The sequence below is a fragment of the Bradyrhizobium sp. LLZ17 genome (genome assembly GCF_041200145.1).
Lineage (GTDB): Bacteria > Pseudomonadota > Alphaproteobacteria > Rhizobiales > Xanthobacteraceae > Bradyrhizobium.
The window spans coordinates 2,796,174-2,813,871 of record NZ_CP165734.1 but is presented as its reverse complement, the minus strand read 5'-3'; the positions used below and the strand labels follow the sequence as shown (position 1 = coordinate 2,813,871).

Below are 17,698 nucleotides of genomic sequence, written 5' to 3'. Positions count from 1 at the left end.
CGCTGGTTCGTGTGTTCGCTCGCAGCGCGCAGCATCTGTGTTTTTGGCATCGGCAAAGGAGATCGAGTTGACCATTGACCGTGCCGGACAAACGCGCATCGTCAAGTTGACCATCTCTGACGGCTCTCAGCTGCGCCAGCGATGAAGCTGAGGCGGATCTGAGGTCTGGCTCTTCCGCTCAGCGTTTGCTGCTATTCGGCCGCCTCGCGCAATGGAGGCACCTCCGCATGCGGCTTGATCTGACGCGGCGGTCCCATCAACACCGGCTGAAACAGCACGGCTGCAGCCATGGTGCAGGTGAGAGCCAGCGCCATCATCTTTCCCATGCTCGACATTCCAGGATAGCTGGAGGCCCACATGCTGCCGAAAGCGGCCGCATTGGTCATGGCACTGAACACGACGGCGCGGGTCAGCGTCGATTGCAGCAGCCCGGTTTTGCCGGCGCGCCAGGCCATGATGTAGTAGATCTTGAAGGCGACTCCGATCCCGAGCAGCAGCGGCAGCGCAACGATATTGGCGAAGTTGAGCTGCGGACCCACCAGCACCGACAGCTCCAGTGTGAGTGCGCCAGCGACGAGCAGTGGGATTAGCGTGAGCAGGACGTCGGTGATGCGCCGCAAAGCGATCGCAAGAAGAATGGCGATCGCAACCAGCGCCAGGACTCCGGCTTCCACAAAGGCCCGGAGTACAGTCCTGGCCGATTCGTAATAGCTGACGGCCGCTCCCGCCGCGGTTGGTTCGGCGGCCAGCACGGCGGCAGCGAATTTCCGTAGCACCTTCACATCGTTGGCATCGCCTTTGGCAAGTGCCTGCACGCGGGCACGTCCATCCGGCAGTTGCCAGTCGCGAACGAGATCCCGCGGCAGACTTCCCACGGCGATCGGTTGGACCGAAAGGCTTTTGCGCAGACGGTCCAGATCGTACTTCAGAGACGGTGTGACAGCTGCATCTGCCTGGCGACGAACTTCAGGCGGCGCATGTGCCAGTTGCTCGAGTTGCGACGCAACCGCACGTGCGTCCTCCGCGACGTTGCCATTCGCGCCGGCTGCCGCTTCTGAAACCGCTTCTGCCGTGCTGCGAAGCGCAGCGACCGTGTCCTCGTCGGTAGGAGCGGGTCTCGTGCTATGGGGGCTGATTACGCGTCCAACCGCGCGGTCGGCGGCGCGAAGGGCGGCAATTTTGTCCTCCTGATGGGCGGGAACGAAGCTGGTGAGGGTCACTACGCGCGCCACCTCCGGCAGCGAGGAGAGTCGCTTTGCAATCCCGTCGGCCTGCTGCTGTGACGGGGCGAGCACCTCGGCGTCATTGCCGTTGGTTTCCGGTTCCGACTGCAGCTTGCGATAGGCAACCACCGATGGAGAGGCGGGGTTTTGGAGGTCGACCGGATTGAAGTCGAACGGCAGATGAAAGAGCAGCGGAGTTCCCGCCGCGACCACAAGAATGGTCCCGGCGATCACCAGGAAGCGGTGGCCCTGCAGAAATGCGTCCACCGGCGCGAGCGATTTGAAGCCCACCCCGGCGGGTTCTCCGGGTGGATTGAGGGCGGTCAGCATGGCGGGCACCAGCGTGATGCTGCAGGTAAAGGCAATCAGCATGCCGGACCCTGCAATCAGCCCGAGTTCGGAGAGCCCGCGATAGTCAGTGGGCAGGAAAGCGAAAAAGCCAATCGCCGTGGCTGCTGCCGCAAGCGCGAGCGGCGCTCCGGACTTGTGCGCCGCGCACCGTAGCGCGTGGCGCAAGTTGTCAACTTCGTGCCGCTCTGCCCGATAGCGGACACTGAACTGGATGCCGAAATCAACGCCCAGTCCAACGAATAACACGAAGAAAGCGATCGAGATAAGGCTAAAGGAGCCGACCATCAGGAGCCCCAGAGCGGCAGTTGCGGCGAGCCCGACCACCAAGCTGAACAATACAGCGGCAATGAGCTTGAATGACCGCAGCGCGATCCACAAAATGAGCAGCACGCCGAACAAAGCGGTGAGGGTGTCGCGCACCACGCTGGATCGGATGACGTGGAACTGGTCGTCATTCATCGGGATCTCACCCGTGATGCTGACGGCCGCGCCGAGGCGCTCTCTCAACTTGAGATCCGAGGCAACCCACCGGATTCCTTCTGTCGCGGTCCGTCCCGGTTGAAGCGCATTGAAATCCAGTTTCGGCGCGACCTCAATGAAGTGCCGGGACTGGTTCTTGGGAATCTGATGCCCCTCCAGAAGCTCCTGCCAGGAGAAGAACACTCGTTTGCCGGTGAGGACGTCCCCGAGCAGCTTCCGCGTCAGCGAAAGAGTCCAGCCGAGTTGCTCGAGCGTGAGCCTGCCAGCCCGAACCCCTTCCGCCGCCGAGCCAAGCGCGCGCGCTGCGCCACGTAAGGTCGGATCCGCCGCCAGCGCCTGGAGCAATGGCCGGGCGCGGGCGAGGCCGTCGACCGTCCTTTCCACCTCCGCGGTTGAGCCGAACAGCAATCCGTTACGCTCGAAGAAGTCTCCGCTGTCCGGCTGCACGACCTGGCGAAACAGCTCCGGATTTTCCTTCAGTTTGTGCGCAAGCTCGTCGGTCGCAACCTCGGCGTTTTCGGGTGTCGAGGCCGTTACCACGACCGAAGTCCCCTTCTCCGGAAAGCTCCGCGAGAGCTCCACCTCACGTCGATGCCAGGGGACCTTCTGGGAGACTAGCGTTTCGATATCGGTGTTGATGGAAAACTGCGTCAGTGCGTAGACGGCAGATCCAACCAGCACCAGTGTTCCCACGAGGATGACAATTCGCCACCGGCGCACGCAAAGATCGACGATGTTGACAATCGCTTGGGTCATCGGCGTGGGCTCGTCTGGCGGCATCGTGCCCGAGCTGCGCCAACAGGAAGCTGCGACGAGGTCCGGACCGCGGCCTGATCGGCTAGTAACCGCAACGCCACCTGCGCGACGAGAGCTTTGTGCGGGCGCCGAGCTCAGAACCGTGAATTAACGTCGGAGAGGCGGGTGGGTTGCTAGAGGCGCTTCGAACAATACGTCTTCGGCATCTACTCACCATCTACGGGCGCTACCGATGACGGCGGCGCTCCGCGAGTATTCACAGGCGTTGCTCCCGATCGGAATCGCCACGTCACCGGTGAGATATGGCAGGTCCTCGCCAATGATTGCCGGTCCAATCCGGCGCCCGTGCCGACCTGCGAGGCGACCCGGGTCTCCTTCAGATGCGCTCTGGTCGGGCTGCTCGACCGATGATTGCGGACGACAGCGACTCGTGCGGAGCAGGTCTCGTCGAAGATCCCACACAGTTCGTGCAGATCAGCGTGCTCCTGTTTCCTTGCCGGCGATCTGCACGAGATGGTCGAGTGCAGCCTTGAGCTGCGCGTCCTCGGGCTTACCGATAAGGTCCGCCCTGATCGGCGCAGAATACACAGCTTTGATTTGCCCTGTCGGTTGCTCGCGCCCCGTGCCGGCTTCTCGGTTGAGCGGCCCCGGGTTTGCGAACGCGCCATGCAGTGAGCTTTCCCTGAGCAAGGCGCCGCTCGCAATCTGTTGCTCTTTGGGCGCTTCGACGACAATGTCGGGCGAAATGCCTTTGTCCTGAATAGAGGTTCCCGAGGGGGTATAGTAGAGCGCAGTCGTCAGCCGGACGGCGCCATGGCCTTTCAGGGGAATAACCGTTTGCACCGATCCTTTGCCAAAGCTTTGAGTTCCCATGACTGTGGCCCGGCGGCGATCCTGCAGTGCGCCCGCGACGATCTCCGAAGCCGACGCGGAGGCTCCGTTGATCAGTACTACGATCGGGATGCCCGACAACATGTCGCCGTGTGCGGGAGCCTTGAATACCTTTTCGTCGCTGGCATCCCTTCCGCGGATGCTGACTACTGGACCGCTGTCAAGCAAATCCCCGGCCACATCGACGGCACCGGTAAGAAGCCCTCCTGGATCATCGCGCAAATCAAGTACGAGGCCCTTAATGCGTCCGTTTTCACGCTGTTTGAGATCGGTAATGGCCTTCTTGAATCCGTCTGCCGTGTCGTCGCCGAACTGGCTGATGCGGATGTATCCGATCCGGTCGGACTCCATCTTCGATTTCACGGATTTGACCTTGATGATCTCTCGCGTGAGCGTGACATCAAACGCTGGCTGCTTGCCCCGTAGGACAGTGATCGTGACGCTCGTCCCGGGCGCACCCCTCAAGAGGCTCACCACCTCCGAAAGACTTACGCCGTGTGTGCTCGAGTGGTTGATAAGGACAATTTCGTCACCTGGCTGGAGCCCGGCACGGGCCGCCGGCGTTGCATCGACGGGCGAAACGATCGTGGGAATTTCATTCTGTTCGGATATTTCCATACCGAGTCCACCAAAGCTGCCGGCCAGGTCCGCCTGCGATCGCCTGAACTCCTGCTCATCCATGTAGTCGGAATGTGGGTCAAGCCGCGTAAGCATTCCCTTCAAGGCGTCCTTGGTCAGTTCGTCCGAGTCTATTGGATGTACATAGGCGCGGTTTACGAGCTGGATCACGCCAGCGAGCAACGTGATATCTGGTCCTGCAGATCTGGCGCTCTGCATCGCCACGGCCATGAGCGGCAGGATGGCAAGGCCTGCGGCAGTGAGAAGGCTCACGAGAAGCACGCGAGATTTGATCATGGTTCAATCTCTTCTGAGCAACTGAGGGCCAAGGGCAAAAATCGTCTGCGCGCACAACAAAACAAATGTCAGGGACGCCGTAGGTTCCGCAAGAGACTCAAGGGCTATGGCCACCACGCTCAAGAGCACCAGGAGATCGCCTAGCGGGGGATAGTCAAACTCTCAGTTCGAGCAATGCCTGGCCCACGGGGGTGAGGAGAGAGCCATCTCGGATGCTAGGCGCTAATGTGTTCGGCGATGTGCAGCGCGATACCAATGGCCGTCATGCCGAGCGCCGCCGCCGCAAGCGGCAGCAGTATTTGGACCGCGGCCTCGTTGAAGCTGATGTGACCCTGCCGGGTATCGAGGTCCCATTCTCCTCGTTCCGTAAAACGGGGCGAGGCGTCGGCTGTCCCGGCGGTGGTGTCTCTGCCGCGGACGCGCGACAGGATTAGCTGCAGCAGAACGACGACGAAAATGAATCCACTTACAATGGAGAGAAGGTAGTCAGTGGGGCCGCTTGCGGAGAAGAGCCAAGCTGCTAGAGCGAACCACGCGGCAAGCCCGATAAGGAGCCGGTACAGCCACTGCGGCACGCGAACTGTCACGGGGCGAGCTGGCGGACGATCAGTCTGGCACTGTTGTTCCATGACTTGCTGCTCGACGAGGTTATCAAACGAGCGCCACGCAATTCCAGAAGGTTCGGAGCGAAATAGCGCCAGGCCCAGGCGTTTAATTTCCGTTTCCGATGTCGGTGCCTATGTAAATGACCGTCTCGACCTGATGTTCCGGCCCTCATCTGCAGAACGATCAGCAAGCGGTACGGGACCGCACACAAACCATGGTCGAGAGGGCGGCCCGATACGTCGCCTTTACGCTCCCTCGCAGCGCCGGGCTTTCGGCGAGGTCAAGAATTCGACCAGCGTTCTGGCGTGGATCTTTCACGAACTCGCCAGCGCCGGCATAGAACTAGGTGCACCCAGGGACTCTGATGCATCGGGCACGGAGCTCATGAATCCGCCGCGCTGATTGGCAGTTCTTTGTTTTTCTCAGCCCGGCAAAGCAAAAGAGACCACTTGGTCACTCACCTTGGGCAAAAGGATCGAATTGCCGCCCACCACGAAGGTGACGTATTCCTTTCCTTTGTAGTCATAGATGGCTGGCATGGCGACCGCTGGAGCATCGACGAGCTTGCTCCACAATTCCGTACCCGATTTGAGGTCAAGTGCGCGAACCCGCGAGTTCATCGAAGCGCCTATGAAGATCAAACCTGATTGAGTAATCGCGGGTGCTCCGATGGTCACCGAGCCCCAGGATTTTGGCATGTAGAAGCCGTATTTCTGCACTTCACCGAAAGGCTCGTTCCAAAGACGCTTACCCGTTTTCAGGTCATAGGCAGCGATCGTGCCATAAGGAGGATTCCAGCACGGCATAGGCGGCTCAACGCCGCCTAGCGCCCTCGCTTTAGGCAGTCCGCTTCGGATGGCGCTACGTGGGCGGGACCTTCTTGAAGACGTCGGCGGAGAAGGACTTGAGATGGGCTCGCTTCTCTGCGTCGGACAACGTCGCGTCTTTCAGTATCAGAGGACAATAGATCGTAGTTAGGAAGTTCGTCACCTCGGCGGCGGACGCCCCGGGGTGGGCGGTCCGAACGCTCTCTATGATGCTGGGAACGGCTAACTCGCCGCGAGCAGCGAGCAGCGCCGTGAAGCTTCTGGTGCGCGCCTTGGTCTCCTGAATGGCGCTCGAATTGCCTGTTCGGTGATATACTGGGCACTCCAGGGCGTTGGCGACCCCTGAGGTGCAGAGCGTGAGCATCAAGCTCGGTACTCCAACAAGTCGCGCAATATGCATTGACGCCGCTCCGCGGAAATAGAGGATGTGACAGCTTAGGGTTTTTTCTAAGAAGGCGCACACGGAAATGCTTCCGCCTGTACGCCTTCGGGCTGACTTTCGTCTGCGAACAGATCAGCCAGCGGTCGCTGCTAAGCGGCTCTCGGACGTGGACACGCGAGGTGACGCGATTGGCCCACTGATGACGCCGAGGCGTTGGCGCGTCAGGCCCGCGAAGAGAGCGTTTTTGTACGATCTAGCAAGAGAAACATATCTATTATCTGGCCGTTGTCGGGAATGACTGACCCCGTTCAAAACAGCCGCCCATCAGAGTCCTCCCCGGAACCCGGCTACAGGCTCGACCCGGACGTGCCCATTGAGACCACGTCGCAGCTCCGGATCGCCATCGACCAAGGGCAGGCCGGCAGTAGGGTGGACGTTACTGACCCCGCCGCCGCTCCTCTCGGGACCGACGACGAGGCCGCTGGAAATCCGGACAGTACAGCACAAGTGCGACTAGCTGCCGCGCATGAGGTCCGAGGGACCCCCGAGTAGCGAGAGACAGCGGACCTCCGGCATAGGCCACGCCTGGTGGCTAATCGGCTACGCCGGCCTTGCGGGTATATCGATCGTCTCGGTGGAGCTTTGGTTTAAATCGTGAAAGAACCCAACCGAGCTGAGGGGGGTCAATGGTCCGGGGCGCTCAATGGGAGTCGCCGTGACGATCGCTTATGCCGCGCACACTTGCTTACCGGCCGCTTCCGACACGTCCAACTCGGGGTTCGTGAACATTGCGCCCCTGGACGTCGGTGGCGGCGCTGCCGACCTTCGAAGAAGCTTGCGTTGCGGCCGCCGCGCAACCCGGGCTCCGAGTAGATGTCGCGAACAGAGACTGTAAAGCAGTGTTCACCGTCGCGGTGCGTAGCCGCTCGGCCCAGCGGATCGCCAACCCGTTTGAAAGCCGACTCGAGCGGACGCTGGCGCATCGGAGCCCTGCTCGGCGCCGTCCTGCTCGTCGGTGAGACCGGACCCTTCCGTCATTGCCGAGGCTTCTTTCATGTCCATGCTTCACGTCCGCGCGGCTCTCCCAACGTGGCGTCGGGCCGACTGACCACGCGCCGGCTCGATCGCAGGCCAGCGCTTGCTGCCGTGCTGATCCATGTAGGTGTTGCTGGGGTGATGGACCTTGTGGTGATCGGGTCGGCGCCTGGCTCTCCCTGCGGCCCGTTCGCTTCCGACGCCTTCGTTTTTCCTCCCCTTTGTCATCGCTTTCCGGATCTCGGAGACCAGCATTGCGATTGGCTTTCAGTCGGTACTTGCTGCGCCAACCTGCGGGATCGTGTTGTCGCTTTCCTATGCGTTCTAACCCTCGCGTCAACTTAGATAATTCGTTCGACGCGAACTTGCGAGCACCGGTGCGGCCATGCTTGCCTAAGTCACTATTGCAGCGCCACAGCAAAATGCGGACCACCGATGATGCGTCACGGGCCCGGCTGGTCTGCGTTCATAGAGATGCAGTCGCCGTTGCGCTCATGTTCGCGCCACGTTTTGAACTGATGCTTCCGCGGTACTCCAAGGGAAGGGCTGGGCAAAAACGAGGTCGGAGGAAACCGTCATGACGAGGAAGTTGGCAAGTGCCGTCTGTGCGTTTTCGCTTGTGTTCTGTGGCGCGGCCGCGCCCGTCCGTACCGCATGGGCGCAGGCCCAGTCGGTCCCCGCACCCCCGCTGGCCGGTCCACCATCTCCCGAGCAGGTGCAGCCCTGGGGTGTGCCGCCCCCGCCCCCTGGCATCGGGCCGGTCACCCTGTTCGCGGATATCCATGATCAGCCGCAGGGCAAGTTTCTTGAGGGCGGGGCCTTCGACAAGGCAGGTAATTTCTGGTTCGTCGCGATCGGCAGCGGCTGGGTGTCCTATCTCACTCCCGACGCGAAGCTGGTCCCGGTGTTCAACTGTAATCCGAAAGGAGATCTCGGTCCCGCCTGCGAACCGCAGGGCACGCGTTGGCACGACGGCAAGCTTTATGTCACGACCCGTCACCTCGGCGTCCTGATCTATGATCCGGACACGAAGCAACTTAGCTCCCTCGTTTCGACGTTCCATAACGAATTGTTCAAGGGTCCGAATGATCTCGACTTCGACGCCGAGGGCAACCTGTATTTCACCGATCCCTGGGGGACAGGACCCGGACCCGATGCGGCCGATCGGACCGGTGCAGTCTATCAATACTCGAAAGACGGCATTCTCCGGCGCATCATCTCCACCGGTAGTTTTCCCAATGGCATAGCGGTTTCGCCGGACGACGGCACGCTGGCCGTTGCCGACTACGCCAGCAACCGGATGCTATACTATTCATTCCTGGGAGGGCCGAATCCGGCGTGCTCCCAGTGCGCCAAGGACCCGTCGCACACGACGTTCTTCTTCGCGACGGCCGGGAGCTACAATCCGGGCAACGGTGGACCCGACGGCATCCACTACGACGTACATGGCAACCTGTGGGCCGCGTGCGGCATAGGCGGACTCATCGAGTATGATCCGCGGGGCTTCATCATCGGCTATGTCCCACTCCCAAATGGTGATTCGTCGGCCACGAACTTTGCCTTCGGCGGCGAAAACAACCAGTACATCTACATGGAAGGTGCCGTGAGCGGAACCATCTACAAATTCAAAGCGCCATACCCCGGTCTGATTGGGCCAGACGGCGTGCGGCTGGCAGCGCAACCGTGAGTTTGCCGCGAGGACCCTGTGGCGCGCGCCGCCTTAGCGGCACGCACCACGACATTGACCGCCCATGGCCGCGGCGGCGTTGGGAGCAGGTGCCGCGGAGGAGGGGGCCGCCGAAGGCGCGGCTGCGCCGTCAAAGCTAAGCGTCCGAAGGGCAGCGATGGCGATAGTCTTCATCACCGGAAGCACGGAGGGGCTCGGCCGCGCGGCGGCTCAGTCGCTCATCGAGGCCGGTCATCGCGTCGTGCTGCACGCTCGATCGGCGGATCGCGCAGCGACCATCGGCGAGCTCGCATCGCGGGCCGCAGAGATCGTGGTTGGCGACTTCCGCAGCGCCGTTGAGACAAGGAGCGTCGCGGACCAGGTCAACGCGATCGGGTGCATGGATGCGATCATTCACAATGCGGGCGTCTACACTGAAGCCAGCCGCGGCGCGACGCCCGAGGGTCACGCCGGCGTCCTCGCGGTCAACACGCTTGCGCCGTACATCCTCACGGCCCTGATAGAACGGCCCGGGCGGCTGGTGTACCTCAGCAGCGGCCTGCATCGCGGCGGGGAGGGCTCGCTCAACGACATCGACTGGACAAGGCGGAGTTGGGATCCGGCAAAGGCCTATGCCGAAAGCAAGCTGCAGGTGGTGGCGCTGGCATTCGCAGTGGCGCGACGCTGGCCACAGGTGCTCAGCAATGCGGTCGATCCCGGCTGGGTGCGCACGCGAATGGGCGGCGCGGGTGCACCGGTCGATCTCGACACCGGCCAACGGACCCAGGCATGGCTGGCCGTAAGCGACGAGCCGGCAGCAAAGGTCAGCGGCCGCTACTGGCATCACATGTGGCACGAGCAGCCGGCGAGCGAGGCCGTCGATCCCGAATTCCAGGATCAGCTCCTCGCAAGGCTGAGCGCGATGACGGCCGTTTCCCTTCCATCGGCGTAAGGAGTGAACAGCCTGGGTGTCCGGACTCCGGATTCTTTCGGTCGCATCACGCGTGATTGCTACGATCGCGGATCTTTCCGCAGCATGGACATGGAGTATTGAGTCGGACCGCCCGAGCCTGAGGCAGTCGCGGCGATGAAGCTTGCCGCCGAACCCGGTGGCTGCGAGCGGCAGAAATCGATCACTGCCGGGCTGGCACGGCTCGAAGTCGCTCGCCCGCGGTGCTTGGCCGCGGTCGTAGGACGTCCTCGCCGCCGAGCGCCTGCGCCAAACGATGAGCGCGGAGCGGGGAGCTGGCTCGGAGAGCGGCTCGTGACATTGCGGGTCGAACAGTACAGCCCTGGAAGGACAGACCCGGCTTAGCGGCCGTTGCCGCCGGGCCGGTTTTGTTTTGGAACTGGCCGGCGGGTCAACGCCCGAGCCGCCGCTCGACCTTCTTGCGGCTGCTGCCGACCCTTGACGGCTTTGTTCAATGCCGCCTTCGATCGCCCGGTTTTGGCAGCTTCGTAGCGCACTTCGTAGTCTTGTCCGCCCGCGACCCGGGCGCGATCCTGCTTGCGTCCACGACTTGTCTGTTTCTTTGCCTTGGCCATCATTGGTCCTCCTCGCTTCGGCAACGCGGGAAGAAAGCTTGCACTTCCGGCGCTCGCGCGAGCAGCTGCAGCATCGCCGTCGCCTTAGACCGAAGGCGGTGGCCCTGTCCGGCTCTGCGCGGAACGAATCGGGCCGACCGCGTTGAATCGTCATGTGTGCCGTGGCGTTGCGTCAGTCTCGTTCGGGAGTATCGCGCGTGGCCGGCGCCCGCGAAGCTCCGATTCCAGGATTCATCGAGCCCTGCGACCCCACGCTCCGGATCCATCCGCCGCAGGGCGACGACTGGGTCTACGAAATCAAGGCCGATGGCTATCGCGCGCAACTCCATTTGCACGACAGCGACACCAAAGTCTATTCGCGCACGGGCCTCGATTGGAGCGAACAGTTCTCGTCCATCGCCGCGAACGCGGGCAAGCTCAAAGCAAGCAGCGCCATCATCGACGGCGAGGCCGTGGTGTACGGCAGTGGCGGGCTGCCGGACTTCCAGCAGCTGAGGCGCGAGCTCGGGCCGAAGCAAAGCAAGCGTGTGCGCTACCACGCGTTCGATCTCCTCTACCTCGATGGCTACGACCTGCGCCGCGTTGTCTATGAGGAACGGAAGCGTTTGCTGCAGCGGCTTCTGAAGGGCGCACCCGAGACCTACATCTATGTCGAAGGGATTCAGGCGAACGGGAAGCAGATTTTCGAAAACGGCTGCAAGATGGGGCTGGAGGGGCTGGTCGCCAAACGGCTTGGCGAGCCCTACCGCTCGGGGCGGCAGGAGAGCTGGGTCAAGCTCAAGTGCAAGAAGAGCGAGACCTTTCCGATCGTCGCGTTCGTGGAGAAGCTCGGCGCGCACCCGCGCAAGGTCGCCTCGCTCTACGTCGGGCGGCGCGAGAACGGCAAGCTGCTCTATGCCGGCAAGGTCCGCACCGGCTACACCGAGACGACGGCGCGCGAATTGCGCGAGCGGCTCGATCCGTTGATCCGCAAGACCTCTCCGCTCGATGTGCCTGTGAAGAAGCCGAAGGCGACCTGGGTCGAGCCGACCCTTGAGATCGAGGTCCAATATGGCGCGCTGACCGACAATGGCCTGCTCCGGGAAGCCGTGTTCAAGGGCTTTCGCGATGATCTGGCAGTGCGCAAGGTCAAGGCGCCGCGGCTGGTCCCGTCCGTAGCCGGCCGCCCGAAGCTGGGCGTCCCCCGAGAGAACATCCTCCAGCTTCTGCCGGATGCGGTCGTGCCATCGAAGGAGGAGCTCGCCGGCTATTGGGCCCGGGTATGGAAGAAAGCCCTCCCGCACCTCGGCCATCGCCCCCTCAAACTGGTGCGCCACGTGCACGGCACCACGTTCTATCACAAGGGGCCGCTGCCAAAGGACATTCCGGCCGCCGTGCACCAGCTCCGTATTCAGAAGCGCGAGGGCGGCCAGGGAACGCGCCTGTGGGTCGACAGCCTGGATGGTTTCCTTGGGCTCGTCGAGATCGGGGCCGTCGAGCTGCACCCGTGGAATGCGACCGTCGAGGATTTCGAGCATGCCGACCGCATCGTGATCGACCTCGATCCCGGCGAGGGCGTCGACTGGGATGCGGTCGTCGAGATCGCGCTCGATCTGCGCATGCTGATGAAGCGCGAGGGTTTCGAGACCTGGCCCAAGCTCACCGGCGGCAAGGGCATCCATCTGATGGCGCCGCTCGATCAGCCGGTGCTGCACGATAAGGCGCACCGGATCGCGCAGCAGCTGGTCTCGGCCTTTGCCGCGCGTGACCCCGATCGGTACATTCTGTCCGCCCAGGCCAAACGTCGCGGCCGCATCTTCCTCGATTATTTGCGCAACGGCCGCGGCACGACGGCGATCGGCACCTATTCCCCGCGGGCGCGCGAGAGATTTCCCCATCGCAGCGCCCGTGACCTGGAAGCGCATCGATAGCGGGATCGCGCCGGACGCCTTCACCATGGAGAGTCCATTCCGCGTTAAGCCAAGGAGGTGAGCCACATGTCGGATGCATTCGATCAATGGGTGGAATGGCGCCACAAGGCTCCCGGCGACAGGCGCAGCATTCCTGCCGAACTCTACGCCGCCGTGATGTCGCTGCCAGAAACAGACCGCTCCGACCGGCAGAGGGTGAACGAGGTGGTCCGTAGCCACGATGAAGCCCGCCGGGAGGGCAGAACCGTATGGCTGTACCTCGACTACGACGAAGCCGGCGCACCGCGCACGATGGAGGATCCCGGCTGGGTGAAGGTGTTTGCATCTGCCGACGTCGCCGAGAGGTGGTTCAAGGAAAACGATCGTGAAGGCGTAGCCTGGGAGTACGAAGTCGAAGACGGTCAGCCCCGAGGATCGGTTTGGCTCTGCTCGCGCGATCCAGCGTCGAGGGCGATCGGAGACCCCGATTGGGCCAAGCTCTTTGCGTCGATCAAAGCCGCGGAAAAATGGCTTGAGGATAACGATCCAATGGGCAAGATTTGGGAGTACCCGGTTCAGGAGTGACGCGCATGAGTGCGTTCGTCGACAGCTCGGTATGGTTCGCCGCGGCCGCCAAGCGGGATGCTCGGAATGAGCGCGCCAAGTCGATCCTCCTGAGCATCGACCAGCACCTCACGACGGACCTGGTGCTAGTCGAGACGTGGCAACTGCTCAAGGCGCAGTTTGACGGCGAACTTGCGGAAAACTTCTGGGAGCGGCTACGAGATGCCGGCGTTCGGATCGAGCCTGTCGTGGCCGCCGATTTAGAAGCGGCTTGGGAGATCAACAGGAATTGTCGGGAGGAGAGCTTCTCCTTCGTCGACCGCACGAGTTTTGTGTTGATGGAGCGCGTCGGGGTCACCCAAGCAGCGACCTTCAACCCGGACTTCGCAGCGTACCGGCTCGGCAGCAGCAAGAGAGCGTTCCAGATCCTGAGCGAAGGCCACGGCCAAACCTTCCTTGCGCTCAAGCAAGCGCTCCTTGAACGCCGGCCCGTTCGCCGGAGCCATGACGGCGAGCGCCAGACGGTCTGCCCTATATCCTGGGCCACGCCGCCGGGGAGGAGCGCGCATTCGCCCTGCTCATGGAGGCAAGATCGAGCTCGAAGCGTCCGGTGCAAGCCGGGTGGATCTGCCTCCGACTCTCGAAGATCGTGGACGTTCACTTCGCCGATGAGCCCTGGATAGAGCAAGACTACCCGGGACCGGTGCAACGATGTGTCGATCAGGTGTACTTGGACGCGAAGCGATCGTCGGATCGACGGATGAGCCTCGGCTGACGGTCTGTATTCATAAACGTCGGCTCCCTAGGCCAAAGCGGAAGTCGCCCGGCTTGAGCGTGATCGACCGCTGGTGTGAAGGGTTTCGGATGCGGCCCCATGACGGTGTTGCCGCGCACACGGGGGCCGGCGTCCGAAAGGCCTCCAAAGGAGGAAACCGCGCTGGGGGGACGTAGGACGATGCCGCGTGATCGAGCTAAGTCGCGTCAAACAACCTTCAGACGATTAGGACGATCGCCTATGGGGATTTAATGTTTGGCGGCACCTGTACTTTCAATGGCTTGGCTATAGCAAAAATACCGCACCACACAATCTAAACGTGAGCTCCTCGATATTTGAAGGCCATGAGGCAAACTGTCTCTACCGGTTTGGAAAGCCCCCGGAGCTATCAGAGCCGAAACGGTTTCGAGCTGCTCGTCAAGAGCAGCACCGCATTTGTAACTCTGCTTACGTCGAGATTTCTGGACTGGGTCCAACTAGCGCGACGTTGCACACAATCGCGATCGAGGGTTCGAGTTGGCTTTTGTGCAATGGTTGGTGCTCCGCCACGAACTTCCAGATCAGCACGTTCTCGATCATCGGATCATCCCCAGCTACGGGCTAATTGCCCCGCTCGTCACGATGAGCTATCGCCTATTGTTTCGCCGTGTCGCCAGCCGCGGTGTTCTACCGCGCGAGCGGTTTAGTCCTGTGGCCCATCTCGGACCTCCCGACCGGCGCTGCTGATGTCCGCTCCCAAGGCTCAACCCGGAAGTAAGCAGCCGGCATATCGAAATGTGTTTCGGCGCGGGGTCTCGACGCTTATCGGCGTGAGGGTCCAATGGATCAGGTTCAATGCAATCGATGACTTGAAGGTCCCCAAGCCGCCGATGGGGGTCAATTTTCGATCAGCATTTACATTTGAGGCCATGAGCTCCGGCGGGATCAATTCGGGCCAGTGGGAATGGGTTCGGACGGAGCAGCGGGTGCGCCAGGCTCAATACCGGCTCCTCGAATGGCCAGAATTCCGGCACCCAGAAGTGATCGTATTACGTCTTTGTCTCCTCCCCGGCTGCGGCGTCCCGCGGCCGGGCGGGGTGCCGAGGGTCTCGGGCAGCTCCGCATGCGCAGCCAAGAGGAGCTAAAGTGGGGACGCTGCGAGTTGTCGCGAAGTGAATACGGTGATCCGGCTCCTCGATATCGGGAGGAACGACGGAGCGAGTGCTAAGACGCAAGCTGAACCGCCGCCTTGCTCGAGAGGAGCGCAAGAATATCTTCTGCCGGCCGCGCCGGGCTGAACAGATATCCCTGCATCTCAACGCAGTTGAGCTCGCGGAGTCGGCTTCTCTGTGCTTGGGTCTCGACCCCTTCGGCAGTCGTAGTCATGTTGCGCTCTGCGGCGATATCGACGACGGCACGCACGATCGATGAACCCCTTGCTCCGATAGCCCGGTTATGAATGATCTATCGATCTTGATCTTGTCGAACGGGAAGCGTTGCAAGTAGCTCAAAGAGGAGTAGCCGGTCCCAAAATCATCGAGAGCAATACGCACGCCGATCGTGCGAAGCTCGTGCAAAATGGCCAGAGCGAGCTCGTCATCCTTGATGAGCACGGCTTCCGTAATCTCCAGCTCAAGTCGCTGAGGCGACAGTCCCGATTGGGTCAAGGCTGCAAGCACCTTGAGCGGGAAGCTGGTTTCCTTGAACTGCGTCGGGGAAACGTTGACCGCAACTCTGATGTGTTCGGGCCATTTTACCGCTTCATCGCAAGCTTTTCTGAGCACATATCCTCCAAGTTGCTCGATCAGGCCGGATTGTTCTGCTATCGGAATAAAGTCTGCGGGCGACACGAATCCACGGGTCGGGTGTTTCCAACGCGCCAACGCTTCGCAGCCCACAACGTGGCCGCGCTGAACATCGACGACAGGCTGGTAAAACACGTCCAGTGTTCGCTCATCCAACGCCAAACGCAGGTCGGTCTCTAACAGACGGCGATCCCTGGCTTTCTTTTCAAGCGACGGGTCGAAGAACCGGTAGGTGCGCCGTCCAATTGACTTGGCCTCGTACATCGCCAAGTCGGCGCTTTGAAGGAGTTCGTCGCAAGTTGTTCCGTGATGGGGAGCAAGAGCAATTCCGACGCTTGCATCGATTCTGATGCGATGAGATTTGCAGTGATGAGGCTGACGGATCGCTTCGTAGACGCGCTCCACGACCTCGATCGCAGCTTGTTCAGAATCCACCTCGGGTGAGATTACGGCGAATTCGTCGCCTCCTAGTCTTGCGACGAACTCATTCCCGCTGAGGCAAGTCTGCAGGCTATGTGCGATGGATCGCAGTAGATCGTCGCCGACCTGATGACCCAGAGAGTCGTTGATGGACTTGAATTCATCAGTATCGACAAACAGGACCGCCAATCCGGCCTTCGAGCTGCAACGCTCAAGCTCTGTTGCAAGCCGATCGTGAAAGAAGGCGCGATTGGGGAGGTCGGTGAGCGTGTCGAACATCGCCAGGCGAGCAGTCCGTTCGTCGCTGCGGCGCTGCTGCGTGACATCCTCGACCGTCGAGACCCAGCCACCGCCTTTGACCGCCTGAGTGGCCACCTGGAGCCAGCGGCCATCGGGAGTTTCGTCGATGGTGGGTTGCCCAGAGTGGATGCTTTGCCTCACCTGGTTGCAGTATTCGTCCACGTCTCCGGTTAGATGAGCAACCTCTTTGTGGTGCTGAACGACTTCCCTGAACTTGCACCCGGGTTTGACGACATTCCTCGAGAGACCGAACATCTCCAAGTACCTGTCATTGCAAAACACGAGTCGTTCCGACGAATCGTACAGCAACAATCCCTGGCTCATATTGCTGACCGCAATATCCAGGCGGCGGTGCTGCTCCCTTAGATACCTGACGATGATCGCCAGCATCAGGGCGACGACAAGTGCCACGAGCGCAGCTGCACCAATGAATGTACGTGTCTCCTGCGCCCGGTTTGCGAACACGGCCGAGATCGGCGTGCTGGCGACCACGAATAGTGGATAATGTAGAAGGGTTCTCGCGGAGGCAAGGCGCTCCTGACCATCCAAGGGGCTCGTGACCTGAAGCGAGGCGTATCCATCCGAACCGGCTTGAGCGAGCAGCGGAGAATTTACTAATGATCTTCCAAGCTCGGTTGCCCCGGATGGATACCGGGCCAACAGCGTGCCGTCTCGGTGGACCAGGGCAAGCGAACCATCGGGGATGAGGGTCGAGGAAAAGAAGGACTCGAAGGTTTCGGGCGAGATACTGCGGGTGACCATGCCCAGGAAGGCTCCGTTGGCCCCGACTATGCTCCGAGCAAGGACGATCGTGAAACCCTTCGACAGTCGGCTTTCAACAAGTTGGATCAGAAGAGGTGAAGCGGTTTGAGCCGATTTGAATGCTTTGAAAAACGCGCGGTCGGCTAGGCTCAAAGCTGGGATGGGCCAGTTTTCCGAAGAATTGACGAATGCACCTTCTGCGTCGAATAGGTTTACGCCGGCAAAGTCAGCACTGGCGCTTACTTTTTCTACGAGCAGGCGATGGAAACTCTCCGTTGAAGCCAAAGACCTAAACTCGTCTGAGGTCGCGACCGTCGCCGAAATAAGATCCGCCACCGACTTGGGTACCGCCTCGAAGGCTTCCAGTTGATTGTCGAAGTGACCGACCAACAGCCTAACAGTACTCTCCAGCTCTTTTTGGCTCCGGATCATCTCTCGATCACGGACATTGTTGATTATCAACGCCGTTCCGAGACTGATGGCGAGAATCAACGCAACGCCGTACAGCGTTACCCAAAACACTGGCC

Annotated in this window: 9 protein-coding genes and 3 pseudogenes; 5 read left to right on the top strand and 7 right to left on the bottom strand. The window is 61.3% G+C overall.

The features are described 5' to 3' along the window. Positions 1–191: 191 nt before the first annotated feature. The 5 genes from AB8Z38_RS13850 to AB8Z38_RS13830 form a co-directional block, all read right to left on the bottom strand. A complete protein-coding gene (locus AB8Z38_RS13850) occupies positions 192–2,810 on the bottom strand; it encodes an MMPL family transporter (protein ID WP_369725689.1) in 2,619 nt (872 codons plus the stop codon). 474 nt (positions 2,811–3,284) lie between these two features. After that, positions 3,285–4,616, bottom strand: coding sequence for a S41 family peptidase (locus AB8Z38_RS13845; protein ID WP_369725688.1), 1,332 nt, complete (start codon positions 4,614–4,616; stop codon positions 3,285–3,287). 215 nt (positions 4,617–4,831) lie between these two features. Continuing rightward, positions 4,832–5,191: a hypothetical protein gene (locus tag AB8Z38_RS13840; protein ID WP_369725687.1), complete on the bottom strand. Its 360-nt coding sequence runs from the start codon at positions 5,189–5,191 to the stop codon at positions 4,832–4,834. A 453-nt stretch (positions 5,192–5,644) separates the two neighbouring features. Then, positions 5,645–6,028 carry a PQQ-binding-like beta-propeller repeat protein gene (locus tag AB8Z38_RS13835; RefSeq protein WP_369725686.1) on the bottom strand — a complete coding sequence of 128 codons (384 nt, stop codon included), beginning with the start codon at positions 6,026–6,028 and terminating at the stop codon, positions 5,645–5,647. Positions 6,029–6,083: 55 nt separating this feature from the next. After that, positions 6,084–6,416 carry a hypothetical protein gene (locus AB8Z38_RS13830; protein WP_369725685.1) on the bottom strand — a complete coding sequence of 111 codons (333 nt, stop codon included), beginning with the start codon at positions 6,414–6,416 and terminating at the stop codon, positions 6,084–6,086. Positions 6,417–8,043: 1,627 nt separating this feature from the next. Between AB8Z38_RS13830 and AB8Z38_RS13825 the strand changes: the two genes are divergently transcribed. Next, positions 8,044–9,153: an SMP-30/gluconolactonase/LRE family protein gene (locus AB8Z38_RS13825; protein WP_369725684.1), complete on the top strand. Its 1,110-nt coding sequence runs from the start codon at positions 8,044–8,046 to the stop codon at positions 9,151–9,153. Between the two features lie 157 nt (positions 9,154–9,310). Further along, positions 9,311–10,084 carry an SDR family NAD(P)-dependent oxidoreductase gene (locus tag AB8Z38_RS13820; RefSeq protein WP_369725683.1) on the top strand — a complete coding sequence of 258 codons (774 nt, stop codon included), beginning with the start codon at positions 9,311–9,313 and terminating at the stop codon, positions 10,082–10,084. 409 nt (positions 10,085–10,493) lie between these two features. Here the strand turns inward: AB8Z38_RS13820 and AB8Z38_RS13815 are convergent. Continuing rightward, positions 10,494–10,677, bottom strand: a pseudogene (locus AB8Z38_RS13815) (DUF3606 domain-containing protein). 152 nt (positions 10,678–10,829) lie between these two features. Between AB8Z38_RS13815 and ligD the strand changes: the two are divergent. From ligD to AB8Z38_RS13800, 3 genes and pseudogenes are all read left to right on the top strand, one after another. Continuing rightward, positions 10,830–12,648 (top strand): annotated as a pseudogene (ligD, locus tag AB8Z38_RS13810) (DNA ligase D). A 5-nt stretch (positions 12,649–12,653) separates the two neighbouring features. Continuing rightward, complete coding sequence (locus tag AB8Z38_RS13805; protein WP_369725682.1) at positions 12,654–13,151, top strand: hypothetical protein; 498 nt, start codon at positions 12,654–12,656, stop codon at positions 13,149–13,151. A gap of 5 nt (positions 13,152–13,156) precedes the next feature. Next, entirely contained in the window at positions 13,157–13,813 is a 657-nt protein-coding gene (locus AB8Z38_RS13800; RefSeq protein ID WP_369725681.1) for a type II toxin-antitoxin system VapC family toxin, read from the top strand. A gap of 1,295 nt (positions 13,814–15,108) precedes the next feature. Here the strand turns inward: AB8Z38_RS13800 and AB8Z38_RS13795 are convergent. Continuing rightward, positions 15,109–17,603, bottom strand: a pseudogene (locus AB8Z38_RS13795) (EAL domain-containing protein). Positions 17,604–17,698: the final 95 nt, after the last annotated feature.

Excerpts from the sequence above, each read along its gene's own strand:
- AB8Z38_RS13850 (WP_369725689.1), bottom strand. The coding sequence starts at position 2,810 with ATGACCCAAGCGATTGTCAACATCGTCGATCTTTGCGTGCGCCGGTGG.
- AB8Z38_RS13835 (WP_369725686.1), bottom strand. The coding sequence starts at position 6,028 with ATGCCGTGCTGGAATCCTCCTTATGGCACGATCGCTGCCTATGACCTG.
- AB8Z38_RS13800 (WP_369725681.1), top strand. The coding sequence starts at position 13,157 with ATGAGTGCGTTCGTCGACAGCTCGGTATGGTTCGCCGCGGCCGCCAAG.
- AB8Z38_RS13825 (WP_369725684.1), top strand. The coding sequence starts at position 8,044 with ATGACGAGGAAGTTGGCAAGTGCCGTCTGTGCGTTTTCGCTTGTGTTC.
- AB8Z38_RS13820 (WP_369725683.1), top strand. The coding sequence starts at position 9,311 with ATGGCGATAGTCTTCATCACCGGAAGCACGGAGGGGCTCGGCCGCGCG.
- AB8Z38_RS13805 (WP_369725682.1), top strand. The coding sequence starts at position 12,654 with ATGTCGGATGCATTCGATCAATGGGTGGAATGGCGCCACAAGGCTCCC.
- AB8Z38_RS13845 (WP_369725688.1), bottom strand. The coding sequence starts at position 4,616 with ATGATCAAATCTCGCGTGCTTCTCGTGAGCCTTCTCACTGCCGCAGGC.